Origin of the sequence: Streptomyces sp. NPDC046931 (assembly GCF_040644655.1) — a bacterium.
Taxonomy (GTDB): Bacteria; Actinomycetota; Actinomycetes; order Streptomycetales; family Streptomycetaceae; genus Streptomyces.
In genome coordinates this window covers 63,904-84,288 of record NZ_JBEYWX010000009.1, presented here as the reverse complement: position 1 = coordinate 84,288, position 20,385 = coordinate 63,904, and the positions used below count along the sequence as shown (strand labels likewise).

General features: G+C 70.9%; 17 protein-coding genes and 1 riboswitch. Of the genes, 12 read left to right on the top strand and 5 right to left on the bottom strand.

What is annotated here, in order from left to right; genetic code table 11:
• Positions 1-27: 27 nt before the first annotated feature.
• Positions 28-3,996: a polymorphic toxin-type HINT domain-containing protein gene (locus ABZ876_RS18120; RefSeq protein WP_361781543.1), complete on the bottom strand. Its 3,969-nt coding sequence runs from the start codon at positions 3,994-3,996 to the stop codon at positions 28-30.
• A gap of 315 nt (positions 3,997-4,311) precedes the next feature.
• On the opposite strand from ABZ876_RS18120, the gene ABZ876_RS18115 reads away from it, so the two are divergent.
• Both ABZ876_RS18115 and ABZ876_RS18110 read left to right on the top strand, forming a co-directional pair.
• The gene (locus tag ABZ876_RS18115) at positions 4,312-4,752 is read left to right on the top strand and encodes a hypothetical protein (RefSeq protein ID WP_361781541.1); all 441 of its coding nucleotides are present in this window, start codon (positions 4,312-4,314) and stop codon (positions 4,750-4,752) included.
• A 550-nt stretch (positions 4,753-5,302) separates the two neighbouring features.
• A complete protein-coding gene (locus ABZ876_RS18110; protein ID WP_361781538.1) occupies positions 5,303-5,761 on the top strand; it encodes a hotdog domain-containing protein in 459 nt (152 codons plus the stop codon).
• On the opposite strand, the gene ABZ876_RS18105 is transcribed toward ABZ876_RS18110, so the two are convergent.
• A complete protein-coding gene (locus ABZ876_RS18105; protein ID WP_361781535.1) occupies positions 5,721-6,932 on the bottom strand; it encodes an MFS transporter in 1,212 nt (403 codons plus the stop codon). The genes ABZ876_RS18110 and ABZ876_RS18105 overlap by 41 nt on opposite strands.
• A 126-nt stretch (positions 6,933-7,058) precedes the next feature.
• Here ABZ876_RS18105 and ABZ876_RS18100 point away from each other — a divergent pair, with 126 nt between their 5' ends.
• The gene (locus ABZ876_RS18100) at positions 7,059-8,357 is read left to right on the top strand and encodes an ROK family transcriptional regulator (protein WP_361781532.1); all 1,299 of its coding nucleotides are present in this window, start codon (positions 7,059-7,061) and stop codon (positions 8,355-8,357) included.
• Positions 8,358-8,375: 18 nt separating this feature from the next.
• On the opposite strand, the gene ABZ876_RS18095 is transcribed toward ABZ876_RS18100, so the two are convergent.
• Both ABZ876_RS18095 and ABZ876_RS18090 read right to left on the bottom strand, forming a co-directional pair.
• Positions 8,376-9,134, bottom strand: a complete 759-nt coding sequence (locus ABZ876_RS18095) for an NAD(P)H-binding protein (RefSeq protein WP_361781529.1) — start codon at positions 9,132-9,134, stop codon at positions 8,376-8,378.
• 89 nt (positions 9,135-9,223) lie between these two features.
• Positions 9,224-10,108 carry an RNA polymerase sigma-70 factor gene (locus ABZ876_RS18090; RefSeq protein ID WP_361781526.1) on the bottom strand — a complete coding sequence of 295 codons (885 nt, stop codon included), beginning with the start codon at positions 10,106-10,108 and terminating at the stop codon, positions 9,224-9,226.
• 323 nt (positions 10,109-10,431) lie between these two features.
• A riboswitch (FMN riboswitch) is annotated at positions 10,432-10,562 on the top strand.
• 146 nt (positions 10,563-10,708) lie between these two features.
• On the opposite strand from ABZ876_RS18090, the gene ABZ876_RS18085 reads away from it, so the two are divergent.
• From ABZ876_RS18085 to ABZ876_RS18045, 9 genes are all read left to right on the top strand, one after another.
• Positions 10,709-11,311 carry a riboflavin synthase gene (locus tag ABZ876_RS18085; RefSeq protein WP_361781523.1) on the top strand — a complete coding sequence of 201 codons (603 nt, stop codon included), beginning with the start codon at positions 10,709-10,711 and terminating at the stop codon, positions 11,309-11,311.
• The gene (locus ABZ876_RS18080; protein WP_361781520.1) at positions 11,308-11,952 is read left to right on the top strand and encodes a nicotinamide mononucleotide transporter family protein; all 645 of its coding nucleotides are present in this window, start codon (positions 11,308-11,310) and stop codon (positions 11,950-11,952) included. The genes ABZ876_RS18085 and ABZ876_RS18080 overlap by 4 nt, the downstream gene beginning before the upstream one ends.
• A complete protein-coding gene (locus tag ABZ876_RS18075; protein ID WP_361781517.1) occupies positions 11,949-13,238 on the top strand; it encodes a bifunctional 3,4-dihydroxy-2-butanone-4-phosphate synthase/GTP cyclohydrolase II in 1,290 nt (429 codons plus the stop codon). The genes ABZ876_RS18080 and ABZ876_RS18075 overlap by 4 nt, the downstream gene beginning before the upstream one ends.
• Positions 13,239-13,257: 19 nt before the next feature.
• A complete protein-coding gene (gene ribH / locus ABZ876_RS18070) occupies positions 13,258-13,743 on the top strand; it encodes a 6,7-dimethyl-8-ribityllumazine synthase (RefSeq protein ID WP_361781514.1) in 486 nt (161 codons plus the stop codon).
• A gap of 33 nt (positions 13,744-13,776) precedes the next feature.
• Positions 13,777-14,049, top strand: a complete 273-nt coding sequence (locus tag ABZ876_RS18065) for a phosphoribosyl-ATP diphosphatase (protein ID WP_361781511.1) — start codon at positions 13,777-13,779, stop codon at positions 14,047-14,049.
• 48 nt (positions 14,050-14,097) lie between these two features.
• Positions 14,098-14,946 carry an ATP phosphoribosyltransferase gene (hisG, locus tag ABZ876_RS18060; RefSeq protein ID WP_361781508.1) on the top strand — a complete coding sequence of 283 codons (849 nt, stop codon included), beginning with the start codon at positions 14,098-14,100 and terminating at the stop codon, positions 14,944-14,946.
• A 14-nt stretch (positions 14,947-14,960) separates the two neighbouring features.
• Complete coding sequence (locus tag ABZ876_RS18055) at positions 14,961-15,416, top strand: PH domain-containing protein (RefSeq protein WP_361781505.1); 456 nt, start codon at positions 14,961-14,963, stop codon at positions 15,414-15,416.
• Positions 15,417-15,651: 235 nt separating this feature from the next.
• The gene (locus ABZ876_RS18050) at positions 15,652-16,989 is read left to right on the top strand and encodes a hemolysin family protein (protein ID WP_361781503.1); all 1,338 of its coding nucleotides are present in this window, start codon (positions 15,652-15,654) and stop codon (positions 16,987-16,989) included.
• Entirely contained in the window at positions 16,986-18,056 is a 1,071-nt protein-coding gene (locus ABZ876_RS18045) for a hemolysin family protein (protein WP_361781500.1), read from the top strand. Before ABZ876_RS18050 ends, ABZ876_RS18045 begins: the two co-directional genes overlap by 4 nt.
• A gap of 55 nt (positions 18,057-18,111) precedes the next feature.
• On the opposite strand, the gene ABZ876_RS18040 is transcribed toward ABZ876_RS18045, so the two are convergent.
• The gene (locus ABZ876_RS18040; RefSeq protein WP_361781497.1) at positions 18,112-19,971 is read right to left on the bottom strand and encodes an AAA family ATPase; all 1,860 of its coding nucleotides are present in this window, start codon (positions 19,969-19,971) and stop codon (positions 18,112-18,114) included.
• Positions 19,972-20,385: the final 414 nt, after the last annotated feature.

Here is a 20,385-nt window from a genome sequence, read left to right as displayed (position 1 = left end):
TCGAACGCACTCGCCACAGCAATCACCTCACGGAGCATCGGACGGGAACGCGGTAATGAGCTTTCGGTCCCGCACCACGACTCTGATGTAGTACTGCGGGTCACCCTTGGCAGTCGTACCGATCGCCGACGGGAATCGGTAGTAGTAGACGCCGTCCCCGGTCGCTCCATCAAGAGCGCGATTGATCATACTCTGGATCTTCGCCTTGCTCGTCGTGTTGAACTTGCTCTTGTTCGGATACTTGCCTCGATTTACATGACGGTCCCAGATATGGTCCCATCTCCCCTTCGAGATGGGGACTGGGCAGCTGCTGTTGTGGACGAGGACCGGCGTCTTTCCTGCCAGCACATAGTACGTGTGCAGGTCGTCGACGGTGAGGTTGTATGTCCGGGCCGTCTTCTCGAAGGAGCGGTTGTCGTCGACGGCGACGGTGCTGCCGTCGACCGTGCGGAGGGCCGCCCCCGTTCGCAGGTGCCCGGCCGCCACCCAGGTGTGTGAGGAAGCGGACCAGAAGGGGTGTTCACTCGTGGCGGTGAGGTGCTCGATGCCGTGGCGAGTGCGCAGGGTGAGTTCGTCGAACCGCTTGTCGTGGTCGGTGACGATCCGCTTGTTGACCGCTCGCGGGCCGGTTGCCCCGGTCAGGGGGTCGGTGGCGAGGACCGAGTCGCCGACCTTGACGGACTCGATGTTCCTGGACGAGCCGTCGGCCATCAGGACCTTGGTGCCGGCGAGGAAGCACTCCAGACACTTCTCGGCGGCCCTCGCGGCGCGGGAGGCCCTGGCGAGGTCCTCGACGCCGTCGGCGGCCTTCTTGGCCAGTTTCAGCTTGCCGATGGGGAGTACGCCGACCACGGCGAGGGTGCACTTGCCGAGTGTCGGTTCCTTGGCGCAGTCGACCAGGTCGCTGATGCCGAGGACTTCCATGCCGCCCTTGAGCAGCAGTTTGGCCAGGTCCGGGGAAGGCGTGGGCAGTTCGAGAGGCTGACCGGCCAGAGCACACGGCGGGAGGCTGTCCCGCGACATGTAGGCGATGCAGTGCTTCTTGTTCTTTGCCTGCTTCTCCTTCTCACGCTGCTGCTTGCGCAGCTCCTCGGCCTGCTTCCGGGCCTCGGCCTCCTCGGCCCGGCGCTTGGTCGCCACATCCGACCAGGCCTTGGAGGCCTCTCCGTCGGCTTCCGTCGCGCTCTTGCCCGCCTCGAAGGCGTCTCCCCAGGCACGCTGAGCCGCATCGTCGGCGGCGGCGGCCGAGTCCCGTGCGTAGTTGGCGGAGAATTCCGCCTGGGCTGCCGAATCGTCGGCGTTGGCGGCGTCCTGGTCGGCTCGGTCGGCGGCGCTGCGGGCGGCCTTGGCGGATTCGGCTGCCTGGTTGGCGCTGTCCTGTGCCTGGTCCGCGGACTTCTTCGCGTCCTCCGCGTACTTGCCTGCCTGTTCGGCGTTCTTGTGTGCCTCGGCTGCCGCCTTGTTCGCTTCGTCCTTGGCGTTCTTGGCGGTGGCGGCGGCGTTGGCGGCCAGGCAGCTGTCCTTGCGCGCCAGGGCGGCGATGCCGTCGGCCTCGTTGAGCAGGCGCTGCATCTGCGCGGTGTGGGTCCGGGCGAGCTTGTCCTTGCGGTCGGCCATGTACTGGCCGACCTCGATGAACTCGTGCAGCTCGTCCGCCGGGCCGGTCAGTGCGATCTTCGCGGCCGCCTGCACCTCCGGACCGCCGTCGTTGACCAGCTTGGAGGCCAGCACCCGCTCGTCCTGGTTGCGGGCCTGGTACTGGCCGCCGTTGAGGAACGACATCATCGCCTGCGGGCTGCCATCGGCCAGAGCCGCCTTGGAGGCGTCCTTGACGGCCGGGCCGCCGGCGTTGTTGATCTGCGAGACCAGGACCCGGTAGTCCGCGGTGGCCACCGTGTACTGACCGGAGGTGTAGAAGTCCCGGATCTGCTGGTCGCCGCCCTTCAGCGCCTCCGTTGCACCGGTGCGCACGCTCTCATACTCACTGGCTGACGCGAGGTCGGTGACCTGCTGGCGGATCTCGTCGGTCTCCGCCTGCTTCGCACCGGACCTCAGGTAGTCCAGAACCGCCGCATCGTCACCCGAGAGCGCCTGGGCGGCTGCTTCCTGCCGCCAGAATCCGTACTGCTTCAACGCTCGCAGGGCTATGGCGCGGCCCTTGGCGGCGATGGCGGTGGTGTCGGCTCCGGGCTTGTCGGCCTGCGCGGCGAGGGCGGCGGTGTCCTGGCCGATCTGCTTGTCCTCGAGCGCGACTTGGGCGAGCTGGGAGGTGAAGGTGTCGGTGGCGTCCTTTTGGGACTGGGCGGTTTCCATGGCCGCGTTGGTGCGGGTGGCGAGGTCCTCGGCCTCGGTCTTGCGGGCGATGGTGAACACCTTGTGCGCGGTGGCGGCGGCCGCGGTGGCGGTGTCGGCGGCTTGTTTGGCCTTGGCGGCCTGCTTGGCGGCCTCGTTGGCCGCGTTGGTGGCCTTGCCGGCCTGTTTGGCGGCTTCCTCCGCCGCATCGGCTGCGTTCTCGGCGTGGGTGGCCGCGGAGTTCGCCGCGTCCCGGGCATCGTAGGCGGCCTGGGCGGACTCGCTTGCCAGGGCTTGGGCGGCGTTGGCTGCCCGGTTCGCCTCACGGGCGTGGCGGCGGGTCTCGGCGGCGGCGGCCTGGGCTTGGGCGGAGTGTGCGCCGGCGGCGTCGGCTTGGCGGTTGGCTTCGTCGGCTGCGTCCGCGGCGGCGTTGGCGTTGCCGGTCGCGCTCAGGGAGGCCCTGGCGGCCGCACCGGCGGCCAGTGAGGCTCTGGCGGCTTGTTCCGCGGCGGCCGCGGAGGACTTCGCCAGGGCTCCGGCGGCCCGGGCCGCGCGGGCGGAGTCCCGTGCGGAGTCGGCCTTGTTCTTGTCGCCGGCCGCGTCGGCGGCGGCCTTGTAGGCGGCGCCGGCGGCGTTGGCGGCGGCGGTGGCCGCCGCGGCGGTCTGGGCTGCCGCCAGCGCGGCGATGCGTGCCGAGCGGTCGGCGGCGTTGGCCGCGCTGATCGCGGTCTGCGCGGCTTGTGAGGCGGCCCGGGCCGCCTCGGCTGCCTGCCGGGCCTTGGAGGCGGCCCTGATCGCGTCGTCCTTGGCCTCGGCGGTCTCCTTCGCCGCGCGTTGGGCTGCCGCCTTGGCCAGTTCCGAGGCGGCGACCGCCTTGGCGGATGCCTCCTGCGCTGCCTCGGTGGCGTCGTCGGCCTGCTCGCCGGCCGCTTTGGCCTGCTCGGTCAGCTGCGCGATCGTGGCGTGTTCCTGGTCGCGGTTGCGGGCGGTGAACTGGCCGACCTCCAGGAACTCGACGATGTCATCCGGTGTTCCCTGCAAGGCGACCTTCCCGGCCGCCTTCATCGCCGGGCCACCGGAGCTGACCAGCTGGGAGACCTGGACGCGGTTGTCGGCCTCGCGTGCGGAGTACTGACCCTGGGTCAGGAACGTCGCCACGTCCTCGGGCGTGCCCTCAAGCGCCGCCTTGCCCGCGTCCTGCACGCCCGGGCCGCCGAGGTTGATCACCCTGGAGGCTTCGACGCGCTGGTCCTGCTCCAGCGGGGCCTTCCAGCCGCCGCGCAGGAACGCGGTCACATCGTCCGGGTTCTGTGATCCGAGGGCGGTCTTGGCCGCCTGGCGTACTGCCGGGCCGCCGGCGTTGATGATCCGGCTGATGTCCACCCGGTCGTCGACGGCCTGCAGGGCCGGCTCGTCACGGATGAACGCGCGGATGTCGTCGTCGCCGCCGAGCAACGCGCGCTCCGCGGCGTCCTTCACGCCGCTGCCGCCGTCTTGCCAGTACTCGACGACCAGCCCCCGGTCGAGGGAGTAGTCGGAGTCGTCGTCTGCGGCTGTGGCCGGTGAGGCGCCCAGGAGTCCGGCCGCCAGGGTCAGCGGCACCAGCCCGGCGGCCGTCCCGCGCAGGGTGGTGGCGGTGCGGGCCCTTATGGACTCAATTGCCCGGCCCTGTGACGCCCGTACGGGGCGCCAACGTTTCTTCATGCGAAGTCCTTTTCATACCGAATGAGCTTCACGAGGTCTTGGTGCGTTCACCCGGTGGCTCATGCGCCCACCTCACTATTGGCGATGGTGAATTTGCATGCTGTCCGGAATGCGGTCCGCCGGGCATGCGGCCCGTCATGACGGCACGTCAACTAGGTTGAAACTCGAAGTAGTTGGGGGGTCCTTCGCAGGTACCTTACATATGCTTCACTTGTGCACCTCATCGGGGATGATCAAGCCCCCACCGACCGAAGGGAACCCGTGACGATGTCACGCGCCGGAAAAACCCTCGCTGTTGGCGCTATAGCGGCTGTAGTGAGCTCTGTGGGTTTTGCCACATTGGCGTCGGCCTCGCCGACCGAGCCCGCGCCCACCGACACGGGCATGCCGTCCGCCGTCGAGACCTACGACTATCCCGGAGCCGCGAAGATCCAGGCGGAGCAGAAGATCACGCTCAAGCGCGGCGACGGCCACATCCTGCTCACCGACTGCGCCTCGGCCTTCGACATCAAGGTCGAGTCCCGGACCGCGGGCATGTACTTCTGCTTCAAGGTCAGCGGCAAGCAGGGGTTCCTGACCATGGAACTCCCCGACGCCTATGGCATCTGGACCCAGGACCACCCGGTTCAGGCAACCCTCGACACCGGTGGCAAGGAAACCGTCGTCAACGCCCCCAAGAACGACTACACGCCGGTCGGCGAGGCGGGCGACACCAGCAAGCGATCCGTACTGGTCGAGCTCCGCGTCACCGGCTGACCTCCCCCGAGCCGGGATCGCTGCGGTTCTGCCGGCCTCCGGCCGCCGGTTTTCCCCGCCACGCGCGACGGATCTTCGACGGCGGCACGACGGCCGTCCCTGATCGGATGTCTGTGATCCGCCATCGTCGCCATCGCCACCGTCGCCGCCATCACCGGCACAGCGGAGGCCGCTCCCGGCGCATCCCCAAGTCGCCCTCCCACCCGGTGCGTCGGCGGTAGCCGATGTGCGGTGCGATGGCGGCGAAGGCGCCTCCCGCTGGAACGTCATGCGCTGGATCGACGGCGAGACGACCCAGTACACGACCGTCGACGCCAAGGGATTCCACGGCGAGAAGCGGCCCGTCCCGCCGAGGACCGCGCCTGGCGGAACGACGCCCGGGTGCTGACCGCCAAACGCTTCACACCCTGGACGCCAAGGGACTGTCGGGCGGCCGACCGGGTCGGACCGGACCCGCGGAGGGAATCGGCTGAGCGACCGCTTACCATGACAGGGTCCAGCGCCGCAGTGTCGCGAGCGCCTCAGCAGGTACTTCTCAGGAGCTCCGCCCGTGACCGTCGAAGCCCAGGCCGCGCCCGTCGTGTCGTACGGCCGGCTGATCCCCGCCGTCGTGCACTTCGACGACCTGGACGCGCTGGGTCTGCTCCACAACGCGCGCTACCCGGTGATGGTCGAGCGCGCCTGGTCGGCCCTCTGGCACGAGCAGGGATTCACGTTCGAAGGCGACTGGCAGGCAGCGGGCGACTTCTGCAACGCCGTCAAGGAGCTGCGGATCACCTACGAGGCCCCGGTGGCCAAGCCGGGCGCGTACGCCGTCCACCTGTGGCTCGAGCGACTCGGGAACACCGGCCTCACGTACGGGTTCCGGTTCTGCTCGGCCGACGGAGCGGTGACGTACGCGCACGGCACCCGGGTCCTCGTCCGGCTCGACGCGGCGACGCTGCGCCCGGCCTCGTGGAGCGAGCGGTTCAGGACCGTCGGCCGGGAACTGCTGCGTCCGGCCGACTGACCCCGAGGCTGCCGCGCTCGCCCGTGCGCAGCACGCCCGCACATGCGACGAGCCCGCAGCCGAGCACCGTCACCAGGCCGAACGACACGACGAGGCTGGTCGCCTGGGCCAGTCCGCCGATCGCGCTCGGAGCCACCAGTCCCGAGGTGTATGTGATGGTCGCGACGCCGGCGATGGCCTGGCTCGGGTTCGGCCCGCTGCGGCCCGCCGCCGCGAAGCACAGGGGTACGACGACCGCGATACCGAGGCCCATCAGCGCGAACCCGGTCATCGCCACCGCCGGACGGCCCGCGCTCACGATCAGCAGGCCGCCCAGTACGGCCAGGACGCCGCCCGCCCGCACCGTGCGCACCGGGCCGTACCGGTCGACCACCCTGTCACCGGCGATCCGGGCCAGGGCCATGGTGAGCGTGAAGCCCGTCGTGCACGCGGCCGCAAGCCCGGCGGAGGTGTCCAGCTGGTGCCGCAGGTACACGGCGGACCAGTCCAGACTCGCTCCCTCCGCGAACACCGCGCAGAACCCGATCGCACCGATCAGCAGCGCCGACTTCGGCGGCAGTGCGAACCGGGGCGGCGGCTCCTCGTCCTCGGCCGGCTGGAGGTCCAGCACCCAGGTGCAGGCGGCCAGTCCCAGCGTGGTCAGGACGGCGGCCGCCAGGGCATGGTGGACCCGGGCGTCGGCGCCGAGGTGCGCGGCGAGTGTGCCGGCCGCCGAGCCCAGCAGGGCGCCCGCGCTCCACATGCCGTGCAGACCGGACATGATCGACCGGCCGAGCCGGTTCTCGACCTCCACGCCGAGGGCGTTCATCGCGACGTCCGCCATGCCCGCCGTGGCGCCGTAGACGAACAGCGCCGGGCACAGGGTGAGCAGGTTCGGGGCGAGGGACGGCAGGACCAGGGCGAGCGTCCACAGGCCGATCAGGCCGCGCAGGGCGTTGCGGGCGCCGAAGCGATGGGTGACGCGGCCCGCGAGCGGCATGGCGACGGACGCACCGAGCGCGGGGAACGCCAGCGCCAGTCCCAGCTGGCCCGCGCTGACCGAGGCGTGGTCCTGGATCCACGGCACCCGGGTCGCGAACGAACCGGTGACGGCGCCGTGCACGGCGAACACGGCGGCCACGGCGTACCGGGCGCGCCTCACTTCGCGCTGTTCGTAGATCCCTGCGGTCATCACGCTCATTCTGGGGCCCCTCCCCGGGTGTGTCCGCCCCGCTGCGGGCGGAAATTATCAGGAACCCTGCCTGATAGACAGGGGAGGGAGTCGCCCCTCGAGCGGCCCGGCTGGGAGGATTCCGGCATGCCCGCATCCCCGAGCACCGCCCGGGCCATCAACGACCGGCTCGCCCTGCGCCTGATGCAGCAGGAAGGCCCCTTGACGGCAGGGCAGTTGAAGCAGCTCACCGGACTGTCCCGGCCCACGGTCGCCGACCTCGTCGAACGGCTCACCGTGGCGGGGCTGATCGCGGTGGTGGGGGAGTCGGGCGAGCAGCGGCGCGGTCCCAAGGCGCGGCTGTACGGGATCGTCGCCGGCCGCGCCCATCTCGCGGCTCTCGATGTGCGCACCGGTGGTGTCTCGGTCCTGGTGTCCGATCTGCTCGGCGGGGTCCTCGCCAGGGCCTCGGTGCCCATCGGCGGCGACACGGGTACGGGGCCCGCGGTCGAGCAGGCGGTGACGCTGGTGGAACGCGCCGCCAAGGAGGCCGGTGCCGCTTCGCTGCACACGGTCGGGATCGGGGCGCCCGGACTGATCGACCCGGCCACCGGGGAACTGCGTGACACCACCGGGCTGCCCGCATGGCATCGCCGTCTGGTCACGGCGCTCCAGGAGCGGCTGCCCGCGCGCGTGATCGTGGAGAACGAGACCAACCTCGCGGCGCTGGCCGAGCAGCGCGAGGGCGTCGCGCGTGACCGTGGCACCTTTGTGCTGCTGTGGCTGGGACACGGCACCGGTGCGGCCGTGGTGCTGGACGGCGCCCTGCGTCGCGGAGCCTCGGGAGGCACCGGCGAGATCGGCTTTCTGCCGGTCCCGGGCACGCGTACGCTGCCGTCGGCGACGGACTGCGAGGGGGGCTTCCACTCCCTGGCGGGAGCGGCCGCCATCGCCGAACTGGCCAAGGAATACGGGATGCCGACCCAGGGGCAGTCGGACGGCCCGGGCGCGGCGGCACTGGTCCGCCGGGCCGTACGGGCGGTGGAGGGCCGGGATGCCGGAGCCGACCGGGCTGCCGGAGAGGGTCCGGCTATCGAAGATGGACCGGCTGCCGGGGAAGGACCGCCAGCCGGCGCAGGCCGACCGGGCGCTCCGGACCAGGACACCGCGTCCGGTTTCCTCGACGCACTCGCCGACCGACTCGCCATCGGCGCCGCGTCCGTCACCGCCGTCCTCGACCCCGGCTGTGTGGTGCTCGGCGGCGAGGTCGGACAGGCCGGCGGGCACATGCTCGCCGGGCGCGTCCGGGAGCGGCTCGTCCGTATGTCGCCGCTGACCACCGAGGTACGGGCCAGTGCGCTGGGCGGCGGCGCGGTCCTGCGCGGTGCGCTGCTGACCGCGCGGGACGGCGCGCAGGACGACCTCTTCGCGCCCCCGGCCCGCTGACCTCGGTCGCGGCACCCGTCAGCGAGCCGTCGCCTCGCCCGCGTACCGCGCCGCCAGATGCTCCTCGAACGTGCCCTTGCCCACTGCCTTCCCGGGGGTCAGATGGCCACCGGCGCGCAGCGCGCGGAACGCCTTGCCCGGGACCGGCACGGTGACGACCGGCCGACGGCGCCCCGTCGCCCGCAGCCAGGCCCCGGCGAGTTCCGGGAACGTCCGCACCTCGGGGCCGCCCATGTCCTCGACCCGCCCGGCCGGCCCGTCCACCGCCAGTTCCGCCAGCCGGTCCGCCACCTCGGCCACCGCGATCGGCTGGTCGCTCACACCCGCCGGGAGCATCAGCACCGGCAGCCTGCCCATGGCCTCGAACACCCGCACAAGCAGATCGTGGAACTGGGTCGTCCGCAGGATCGTCCAGCCCAGACCCGACTCCTGGATCTGCCGCTCGACGGCGTGCTTGGCCTTGTAGTAGCCGACCGGCACCGCGTCCACTCCGACGATCGAGATGTACACGAGATGGACCACGCCCGCCCGGCGCGCGGCCTCGATCAGATGCGCGGCGGCCTGTTCGTCGCCTCCGCGGGGCGTGCTCGCGCAGTGCACGACTGTGCCGACGTCCTCGACCGCCGCTTGGAGACCGCTGCCGCCCCGGATCAGATCGACGGCGTAGGGCTGCGCATGACGGGCGAGAACACGCACCTCGTGGCCGTCCGCCCGCAGCCGCTCGGTGACGAGTCGGCCGAGGGTTCCGGTGCCGCCGGTCACCAGGATCGTGGTCATGTGTGTTCCGTCCCTTCGCGTGGGGCCGCTCCCTGCTGGAACGCCCCTTCTCCGCTACGACCGGACGGCACCCGCCGAATGTGACAGTCTCAGGGGCGGCCGAGCTGGCGCTCGACGAACGCCAGCTTGTCCGGGTTCACCACCGCCCGCAGCCGGGCGACCAGCCCGTCGCGGATCTCGATCGTGACGACCGCCACGACCCGGTCGCCGTCTCGGGCCACCAGCCCCGCCGCGCCGTTGACCTCCTCCACCGCGAGGCCGACGTGCGAGAGGAAGCGCTGGAAGCCGCCCGCCAGGAAGCGGAGGACCTTCTCGCGCCCCTCGATCGGCCGCCGTGCCGCGCTGACCTTGCCGCCGCCGTCGCCCCACCAGGTCACGTCCGCCGCGAGCACTTTCTCCAGAGCGGCCAGATCACCGTCCCGGGCCGCCGTCAGGAACGACTCCAGCAGCCGGGCCCTGCGCTCGGGTTCCGCCTCGAACCGCGTGTCGTCGGCGGCCAGGCGCCGCACCGCCCTGCGGTACAGCTGGCGGCAGTTGGCCTCCCCGAGGTCCAGCACCTCCGCGATCTCCCGGTGGCCGTACGCGAACGCCTCCCGCAGTACGTACACCGCACGCTCGGCCGGGGTGAGCCGCTCCAGCAGGACCAGAAGGGCGAACGACACGGCATCGCGCTGTTCGGCGGACTCCAGGGGGCCGAGCGTGCCGTCCGAGGTGACCACGGGCTCCGGCAGCCAGGGTCCGGGGTACACCTCGCGCCGGGCGCGGGCCGAGGTGAGCCGGGTGAGACAGAGGTTGGTGACGACCTTGGCCAGCCACGCCCCGGGCCGTTCCACGGCGTCCCGGTCGGCCGCACTCCAGCGCAGAAACGCGTCCTGCACCGTGTCCTCCGCCTCCTCGGCGGACCCCAGCATCCGGTAGGCGAGACCGAACAGGCGCGGACGGTGGCTCTCGAACGTGTCGGTGTGCGTCCTCACACCCGACAGCCTCCCAGGCGCCCCGGTGGGGGCCCGGCGGCGGGGCAAGGGCCTCCGTCACCACCGCCGGGCCGTTCGGGGACGGCGCACCACGCCGGGACCGCCGACACTAAAAGGACTAGACCAGACGCGTCAATAGGTATGGACCAATTGTCAAATGCCCTTCACCGGGCGGACGTTGCCCGTGATGTGCGACCGGCAGTCGATCGGCGGTCCCTCGCAACGGGGCACGGAAGTCCAGTATGTGAACATGTGAGGCAGCCCACAGCGGTTCACCCGCATGGCCGTCGATCGCGCGTGGCAGACTGAGCCTGTACCAAAAGCAGCGCACTCCGGGGTCGGTGAAAGTCCGAACCGGCGGTTACAGTCCGCGACCCGGTCGCTTCCAGCGATCGGTTGACCAGGTGAAATTCCTGGACCGACGGTTAAAGTCCGGATGGGAGGCAGTGCGCGGCGGGCGGGCATCCATGCGCGTCGCCGTACCGGTTCGTCCACAGGACGGGCCCTGTCCGGCGTCGTCCCGGTGTCCTCGTCCGTTTCTGCTGTCGTCATCGACAGGCCCCGGAGTCCGTGCCCTACTGAGGCAGGAGGACCCGGGAAGTGTTCACCGGAATCGTCGAAGAGCTGGGTGAGGTCACCGCCGTCGAGAACCTCGGCGACTCCTCCCGCTTCAGGCTCCGTGGCCCCGTCGTCACCGAGGGAGCCCGGCACGGCGACTCCATCGCCGTCAACGGCGTCTGTCTCACCGTCGTGGAGCACGAGGGTGACGAGTTCACCGCCGACGTCATGGCGGAGACCCTGGAGCGCTCCAGCCTCGGCGCCCTCACGGTCGGCTCCCGGGTCAACCTCGAACGGCCCACCGCCGTCGGCGCGCGCCTCGGCGGACACATCGTGCAGGGCCACGTCGACGGCACCGGAACGGTGCTGGAGCGCAAGCCCTCCGAGAACTGGGAGATCGTCAAGGTCGCGCTGCCCGCGGGACTTTCACGCTACGTCGTCGAGAAGGGCTCCATCACCGTCGACGGCATCAGCCTCACGGTCGTCGACGCGGGCCCGGACTACTTCACCGTCAGCCTCATCCCCACCACCCTCGCCCTGACCACGCTCGGCCTCAAGCAGCCCGGCGACCCGGTCAACCTCGAGGTCGACATCGTCGCCAAGTACGTCGAGCGGCTGCTGGCGAACCAGGGGGCCACCCGGTGAACTGGCTCAACTCCGAGGCATTCGCCGTCTTCGGCCAGCACATCAAGTGGTCGGACATGATCGGTAATGTGATCGGCCTGGTCGGATTGGCATTCGGCTGGCGGCGCTCCATATGGACCTGGCCGACCCAGTTCGTGTCCGGACTCGTCCTCTTCGCGGCCTTCGCCACCGCCCATCTGTCCGGCAGCGCCGGCAAGCAGATCGTGGTCATGGTCGTCGCCGTCTACGGCTGGTGGCAGTGGAACCGCGGCAAGGGCCAGGCGGAGGACGGCCAGATCGCCGTGCGGTTCGCCACCTGGCGCGAGCGCGGAGTGCTGGCCGGTGCCGCGGCCGCGGGCACGCTCGCCGTGGCGGGCCTGTTCACCGCCTTCCCGTCGCTGTCCTGGGACCCCTGGCCCGACGCCTACATCTTCGTCGGCACCATCGTCGCCATGTACGCCCAGGCGCGCGGCATGGTCGAGTTCTGGTTCGCCTGGCTGCTGGTCGACGCCGTCGGCGTCCCCCTCAACTTCGCCAACGGATTCGCCTTCTCCGGATTCGTCTACGTCATCTACGGCGCGCTCGTCCTGTGGGGCATGCGCGACTGGTGGCTGCGCTCCCGCAGGGCCGCGCGGCCCGTTCTGGAAGGAGCCCACGCATGACCACCGCGCCGGTCCTGTACAGCATGGACGACGTCGAGGACTTCTCGCTCGACCCGATCGAGCAGGCCATCGCCGACATCGCGGCCGGCCGCCCGGTCGTGGTCGTCGACGACGAGGACCGGGAGAACGAGGGCGACCTCGTCATCGCCGCCGAGAAGGCCACTCCCGAGATCGTCGCCTTCATGATGAGCGAGTGCCGCGGCCTGATCTGCGCCCCCATGGAGGGCGACGAACTCGACCGCCTCCAGCTCCCCCAGATGGTCGACCACAACACCGAGTCGATGCGCACCGCGTTCACCGTGTCCGTCGACGCGAGCGGCGCCCACGGGGTGACCACCGGTATCTCCGCCTCCGACCGTGCCACCACCCTGCGGCTGCTCGCCGGCGGCGAGGCGGGCCCCGGCGACTTCGTCCGCCCCGGCCATATCTTCCCGCTGCGCGCCAAGCCCGGCGGCGTCCTCGTCCGCAACGGCCACACCGAGGCCGCCGTCGACCTCGCCCGGCTCGCGGGACTGCGCCCGGCCGGCGCGATCGTGGAGATCGCCGGCGAGGACGGCCACATGCTGCGCCTGCCGGAGCTGATCCCGTTCGCCCGCAGGCACGGCCTGACGATCATCTCGATCGAGGACCTGATCGCCTACCGCCGTACCTCCGAGCCCACCGTCCGCCGTGAGGCCGAGGTCCACCTGCCGACCGCCTTCGGCGCCTTCACGGCGTACGGCTACCGGTCGACCGTCGACGGCGTCGAGCACGTCGCCCTCGTGCACGGTGAGATCGGCGACGGTGAGGACGTCCTGGTCCGCATGCACTCGGAGTGCCTCACCGGCGATGTCTTCCACTCCCTGCGCTGCGACTGCGGCCCCCAGCTGGAGGCATCCCTGGAGCGCATCCAGGCCGAGGGGCGGGGCGTGGTGGTCTATCTGCGCGGCCACGAGGGACGCGGCATCGGGCTGCTGTCCAAGCTGCGCGCCTACGAACTCCAGGAACGCGGCCGCGACACCCTGGACGCCAACCTGGAGCTGGGCCTGCCCGCCGACGCCCGTGACTACGCCGCCGGCGCCCAGATCCTGGAGGACCTCGGCGTCCGCAGCCTGCGTCTGATGACCAACAACCCCGACAAGACCCAGGCGTTGGTCCGCCACGGCCTCAAGGTCACCGAGCGGGAGCCGATGCCCGTACAGGCGGGCGAACACAACCTCCGTTACCTGCGCACCAAGCGGGACCGGATGGGGCACGACCTGCCGTGGCTGGACACGACCGCCGTGTCCGCCTGCGGCAACCAGTAAGAGAGCACGGAGGAGAGACGTGAGCGGCAAGGGTGCACCGGAGCTGTCCGTACGCAACGCGAGCGACCTGCGGGTCGCCGTCATCGCGGCACAGTGGCACGACAAGGTGATGGACGGTCTGGTCGAGGGCGCCCTGCGCGCCCTGCACGAGCTGGGGATCGACGAACCGACACTGCTGAGGGTCCCCGGGAGCTTCGAGCTGCCGGTGGCCGCCAAGGTGCTGGCGGGCCGCGGCTACGACGCCATCGTCGCCCTCGGGGTCGTCATCCGCGGCGGAACCCCTCACTTCGACTATGTCTGCCAGGGGGTCACCCAGGGCCTCACCCAGGTGTCCATCGAGACCGGCGTCCCCGTCGGCTTCGGCGTGCTGACCTGTGACACCGAGGAGCAGGCTCTGGACCGCGCCGGCCTCGAGGGCTCCAACGAGGACAAGGGCCACGAAGCCGTCACGGCGGCGGTGGCGACCGCGGCGACGCTGCGCTCGGTATCCGAGCCCTGGCACTGAGACAGCGCCCGGAGCGCTAGGGTTAGCACCACCATGTCCAAGAAGACGTTCGAGGAGCTCTTCACCGAGCTCCAGCACAAGGCCGCCCACGGCGATCCCGCCACCTCCCGCACCGCCGAACTGGTGGGCAAGGGGGTCCATGCCATCGGCAAGAAGATCGTCGAGGAGGCCGCCGAGGTCTGGATGGCCGCCGAGTACGAGGGCAAGGAGGCGGCCGCCGAGGAGATCTCGCAACTGCTGTACCACGTCCAGGTGATGATGGTGGCGCGCGGGATCTCCCTGAACGACGTCTACGCCCACCTCTGAGCCAGCCCGCACACAGGTCCCCACGAACGAGCAAAGGAAGCCGACCTCATGCTGCGCATCGCCGTCCCCAACAAGGGTTCACTGTCCGGCCCTGCGGCGGAGATGCTGCATGAGGCCGGCTACCAGCAGCGGCGGGAGTCCAAGGAGCTCAGGATCGTCGACCCGGAGAACGAGGTCGAGTTCTTCTACCTCCGCCCCCGCGACATCGCGATCTACGTCTCCTCCGGCCGCCTCGACATCGGCGTCACCGGGCGGGACCTGCTCATCGACTCCGGCGCCAACGCCGAGGAGATCCTTCCGCTCGGCTTCGCCCGTTCGACCTTCCGCTTCGCCACCAAGCCCGGCACCGCCAACGGCGTCGAGGACCTTGCGGGCATGACGGTAGCCACCTCCTACGAGGGCATCGTCGCCAAGCACCTCGCGGACAAGGGTGTCGACGCCTCCGTCGTCCACCTGGACGGCGCCGTCGAAACCGCCATCGAACTCGGTGTCGCCGAGGTCATCGCGGACGTCGTCGAGACCGGCACCTCGCTGCGCAACGCGGGCCTGGAGGTCATCGGCGAGCCGATCATGAAGTCGGAGGCGATCGTCGTCCGCCGCACCGGCGCCGACACCGAGGAACCCAAGGTCCAGCAGTTCCTGCGCCGCCTCCAGGGCGTCCTGGTGGCCCGGACGTACGTGATGATGGACTACGACTGCCGGGTCGAGCAGCTGGAGAAGGCCGTCGCCCTCACCCCGGGCCTGGAGTCCCCCACCGTCTCCCCCCTGCACAACGAGGGCTGGGTCGCCGTCCGCGCCATGGTCCCGGCCAAGGAGGCCCAGCGGGTCATGGACGACCTGTACGCCATCGGTGCCCGGGCCATCCTGACCACGGCGATCCACGCCTGCCGTCTGTGAGGGATCGCACACCGATGTCGGACCTGCCCGCCCTGCCCGTGACCTTCCGGCCCGCCCGCACCCGAGTGGTGCTGGTCACCGCGGCGATCGCCATATTCGCCGTCATCACCACGGTAGGCCTGCTGCTGCAGCCGCTCACCGCCGGGGAACGGCTCAGCTTCATCGTCACGGCGGCCCTCCTGTGCGGAGTGCTGCTGCTGCTCTCCCGGCCCAAGGTCGTCGCCGACGAGTCCGGGGTCACCGTCGTCAACATCGCCGGCTCGCGCCGTCTCGACTGGGCGGAGATTCTGCGGGTCAACCTGCGTCCGGGTGATCCCTGGGTGTTCCTCGATCTGAGCGACGGCACCAGCCTGCCTGCCCTGGGCATCCAGCCGGGCATCGCCAGACAGCGGGCGATCCAGGACGCACGGGCGCTGCGCGCGCTCGCCGAGGCCCGCTCCACGGCCGATCCCGGGCGACATCCGGGCTGACTCCGGGGCGCCCGCCCTGACGCGTACGACGGAATCTTGATTAATCTGGTGTGCAGAGGCGTTTCCGTTGCGCCTTCGCCCCTGAGGTTCCGCCCGGTGCTCAGGGGTTCCTGCTACCCGAGGAGTGACTCCCTCCGGCGATGGACGGATCGTCCTGTAGTACCTGCGCCGCCCCCTGCCGACATAGCGCGGACCGCATCCTTGAGGTCCGTGTCGAAGCGGAGGCGGCGGCATCATGACCACCACCCTGCTGCTCCTCGGGGCGGCCTTCCTGCTCATCCTGGCCAACGGATTCTTCGTCGCGGCCGAATTCGGACTGGTCACGGTCGAACGGCCCGACGCCGAGAAGGCCGCGGCCGACGGCGACCGACGGGCCGGTACGGTCGTCGAGTCGCTCAAGGAGCTGTCCTTCCAGCTCTCCGGCACCCAGCTCGGTATCACCATCACCTCGCTCGTCGTGGGCATGCTCGCCGAACCTGCGCTCACCCGCGTGCTGCACGGCCCCGTCACCCTGACCGGCATCCCCGAGGGCGCTGCGGACGGCATCGCCGTGGTCGTCGGCATGCTGCTGGCGTCCGCCGCGCAGATGGTGATCGGCGAGCTCGTACCCAAGAACTGGGCGGTCTCCCGGCCGCTCCAGGTCGCACGCTTCGTCGCGGGCCCCCAGTACCTGTTCTCCCGGCTGTTCCGGCCCGTCATCGCGGCCCTCAACGCGGTCGCCAACCGGCTGGTGCGCGCGCTCGGCGTCGAGCCCGCCGAGGAGCTGGCCTCCGCGCGCACGCCCGGGGAGCTGGTGTCCCTGGCCCGGCACTCGGCGCGGGCCGGGGCGCTGGAACAGGACACGGCCGACCTGTTCGTCCGGACGCTCTCCCTCGGCGAGCTGACCGCGCAGCACGTGATGACCCCGCGAGTGAAGGTCAGCGCACTGCAGTCGTCCGCCACGGCGGAGGATGTGGTCAATCTGACCCGGGCCACCGGTCTGTCCCGCTTCCCCGTCTACCGAGAGAGGATCGACGAGGTCGTCGGCATGGTCCACCTCAAGGACGCGCTCGCGGTGCCGGCGCACGAACGGCGCCGCACCCCGGTGGTCCGCATCGCCCAGACACCGCTGCTCGTTCCCGAGACACTGCCCGTGCAGCCCCTTCTGGAGCTGCTGCGCAGCCAGCAGCCCATCGCGGTCGTCGTCGACGAGTACGGCGGCACGGCGGGCGTCGTCACCCTGGAGGACATCGTCGAGGAACTCGTCGGCGAGGTACGCGACGAGCACGACGGGCACGACCTGCCCGAACTGGCCGCAGCGCCGCCCGAGGACGGGCGCCCCGCCTGGGAGGCCGACGGCAGCTGCCGGGTGGACACCCTGAAGCGGATAGGACTGGAAGTCCCGGAAGGGCCGTACGAGACGGTCGCGGGACTCGTCGCCGATCTGCTCGGCCGGATCCCGGCGCCCGGGGACCGGGCCGAGCTGCCCGGATGGCGGCTCACGGTGCGCCAGGTGGGGCACTACCGGGCCGAGCGGGTCAGACTGGTCAAGGTCGCGGACGCCCCCGCGCCGGCCGCGGAGGCGGTGCGATGAGCCTGCTCCAACTCGTGTTCGCCGCGCTGCTGGTGCTGGTGAACGGGCTCTTCGTCGGCGCCGAGTTCGCGCTGGTGTCGGTGCGGCGCAGCCAGATCGAGCCGCTCGGGACCGCACGGGCCCGCCAGGTGCTCTACGGCCTCGAGCGGCTCCCGCAGATGATGGCCGCGGCCCAGTTCGGCATCACCGTCTGCTCACTGACGCTGGGCGCTGTCGCCGAGCCGACGGTGGCACACCTGCTTGAACCGGTGTTCGAGGCTGCACACCTCCCGGACGGGATGGTCCATCCGCTCGGCTATGTGATCGCGCTCGCCGCCGTCGTCTTCTTCCACCTGGTGATCGGCGAGATGGTGCCGAAGAACCTCGCCATGGCGGCGCCGGAGAAGGCCGCGATGTGGCTGAGCCCGGGGCTGGTGGCGTTCGCGCGCCTGTGCCGGCCGGTGACGGTCGCGCTGAGCGCCTGCGCCCGGGTGATCCTCAGGCTGTTCAGGGTGGAGCCGAAGGACGAGGTCGAGGCCGTCTTCACCAGCGAGCAGCTCAACCAGCTGGTGGAGGACTCCGGCCAGGCGGGACTGCTCGAACCGGAGGAGCAGGAGCGTCTGGAGGACGCGCTGGAGCTGGGCTCACGACCGGTGACCGACGTGCTCCTCGACCCGGCCCTGCTGGTGACCGTGCAGCCCACGGTGACCCCCGGACAGGTGGTGGCGCTCACCGCGCGCACCGGGTACTCCCGTTTCCCGGTGGTCGCACAGAATGGTGCCTTCATGGGGTATCTGCACGTCAAGGACGTCCTCGACCTGGAGGACTCCGAGCGGGCGGTGCCGCAGCGGCTCTGGCGCCCGATGACCACGCTCGCCGCGGAGCTGCCGCTCGACGACGCGCTCACGGTGATGCGCCGGGCCGCCACCCACCTCGCCCAGGTGGCCGACGGCTCCGGCCGGGTGCTCGGCCTGGTCGCCCTGGAGGATGTGCTGGAACTGCTGGTGGGCGAGGTCAGGGACCCGGCCCACCGCGAGGCCCCGCCCCAGCCGCGCATGCCGGAGGAGCGGGAAGCGGTGGCAAGCTGATCGAACAGCGGTTCACCCGCGCCCCACGGGCGCGGGTGAACCGCTGTGATCGAGGTCAGCGGCCCGAGGGGTCCTGAGGCGCCCGGCCCGACAGGACCTCGCCGTACGCCTGCATCAGGTCCGGGAGCCGTAAAGTCGACAAGTCGTCCCGGGTCGGTGCCCCGGGATAACCGATCAGTCGCAGGTCCCGGTAGGCACAGCTCTTCTCGTACAGCGTCCGCAGGAACCGCCCGTTACCGAGTTCGTCGATCCACCCCTGGTCCACCACATGACCGGCGATGGAGCGCAGCTCGTCCAGAGCCTCCTCGTCCCAGACGTCGCCGTTCTCGGCGGCCAGGACCTCGCCGATCGCCGTCAGCTCCAGGGGCCGATACGAGGGGAAGTCGACCCGGGTCGTGAAGCGGGAGGACAGGCCGGGATTGGCGGCCAGGAGGCGGTCCATGCCCTCGGGGTAGCCGGCGAGGATCACCACCAGGTGATCGCGGTTGTCCTCGGCACGTTTCAGCAGCACCTGGAGGGCCTCGTCGCCGTACGCGTCGCCCTTGCCGTAGCCCGAGTTGGACAGCGAGTACGCCTCGTCCACGAACAGCACGCCGCCGATCGCCGAGTCGATCAGTTCATTGGCCTTCACCGCGGTCTGGCCCAGGTACTCGCCGACCAGGTCCGCCCGCTGGGCCTCCACGAGGTGGTCGCCGCCCAGCAGGCCGAGCGCGTAGAAGACCCGGCCCAGGATGCGCGCCACCGTGGTCTTGCCGGTGCCCGACGGACCCGAGAAGACGAAGTGGCGTTTGGGGGGCTGCACGGGTAAGCCCTGGCCGGCCCGCAACCGCGCCATGTTCAACTGCGCCGACAGGGCCTTCACCTGGCGCTTGACCGGCTCCAGACCGACCATACGCTCCAGCTCGGCCAGTGCCTCCTCCAGCAGCGCCGGATCCGTCGGGCCCGTCGGCAGCGGCGGCGAGGAGGCCGTGGCCTTCTCCCGTACGAGGTCGCCCTGCGCCGGCAGCGGGCCCGTCGGCGGGGGGTCCGGTTCGGACAGCTTCACCTCCCGGCCCTCGGTGCCGAAGAACGGGTCGAGACCGTCCGGCCCTTCCAGCACATCGCCGCTCCCGGCGAGCGCCACCGCCGTGAGGTCGGCCGCCTCGTCGTACCCGTCGCCCTCGGCGATCGCGGCGAGCCGCGCGGAGGTGTCCATGAACGCGGGGTCGACCCGGTGGACCGCCCGGTACAGGGGCAGGGCGGCCGCCGAACGGCCCGTGCCCTCGTGTGCCCGGGCCAGCCAGTACCGAAGCTCCTTGCGCTGCGGCTGCTCGCTGCGGCAGCGCATCAGCGCGGCGGACAGCAGCGGCTCGGCCTGTCCGTACATCTCCAGGCGGACCCGGGCCATCCCGCCGAAGAGTCCGGCCTCGATGCCCAGCATGGGGTCGTCGATCAGCGGATCGGTGTGCCGGACGAGCTGCTCCCAGTCCTTGACGAGGTAAGCACGGCAGGCATGCAGAAAGCGGACCTGGGGGTCGGTGTCGACGGGCGGCAGCCCCGCCAGTGCCCGGTCCAGCTCCGGTACATGGCGGCCGTCCAGCCAGTGCGAGGCGTGCGCGAGCAGCAGGTCTCGCGGGCTCTCCAGCACCGGCTGCACCCACCAGCCCAGCCAGTACCAGGAGTTGAGGTTCCGCCGGTGCCGCGCCCGCTGCTCCCCGAAGCGGTCGCGGTGGCGGAACATCCGCAGCAGCGCGGTCGTGGTGTCCACGCGCAGCGCGTGCAGCCCGAGCCAGCCGTCGGCCATCCCGGGGTCCATCCGGACCGCCGCGCGGAACTCCTCCTCCGCCTGCGGATAGGCGCCCATCGTGTAGGCGTCGACGCCTCGCAGCCAGGCGAGGTCGGCCGGGGCCTCGGGGCCCCGCGTGCCGAAGTCCATCACGTCCCCCACAAACCGTGCCCCCGTGGTTCACCGCCGGGCCCGTGCCCGCCGGCCGCCTTGCTCGAACTGCTGTGCCGCGGACCGGAGTTGGAACGGTGCGCGAGGCAGCGGTCCGAAGGTCGCACCGAGAGGCATCGTACCTGCGGGGGAGTCGCGCACCGAAGGGTGCCGCACAACCCGTTCGACGAGGTGGGGGCGGACGGGGCGCACTGCGCATGGTGACCGAGGGTGAGCAGATCACGCCTGACAACGCCCGGAGAGGGGGGTCAGGGCAGAACGAAGCCCCCGATCACGGGGGAACAACCGGGGGCTTCGCGTTTCTGGGGGCGGCTTCGAAACCGCACATTGAGAACGTAAGTCCTGTCCCGCCCCCGGGTCAAGCCGACGTGATGCAGTCAAAGAAGTTCGCCC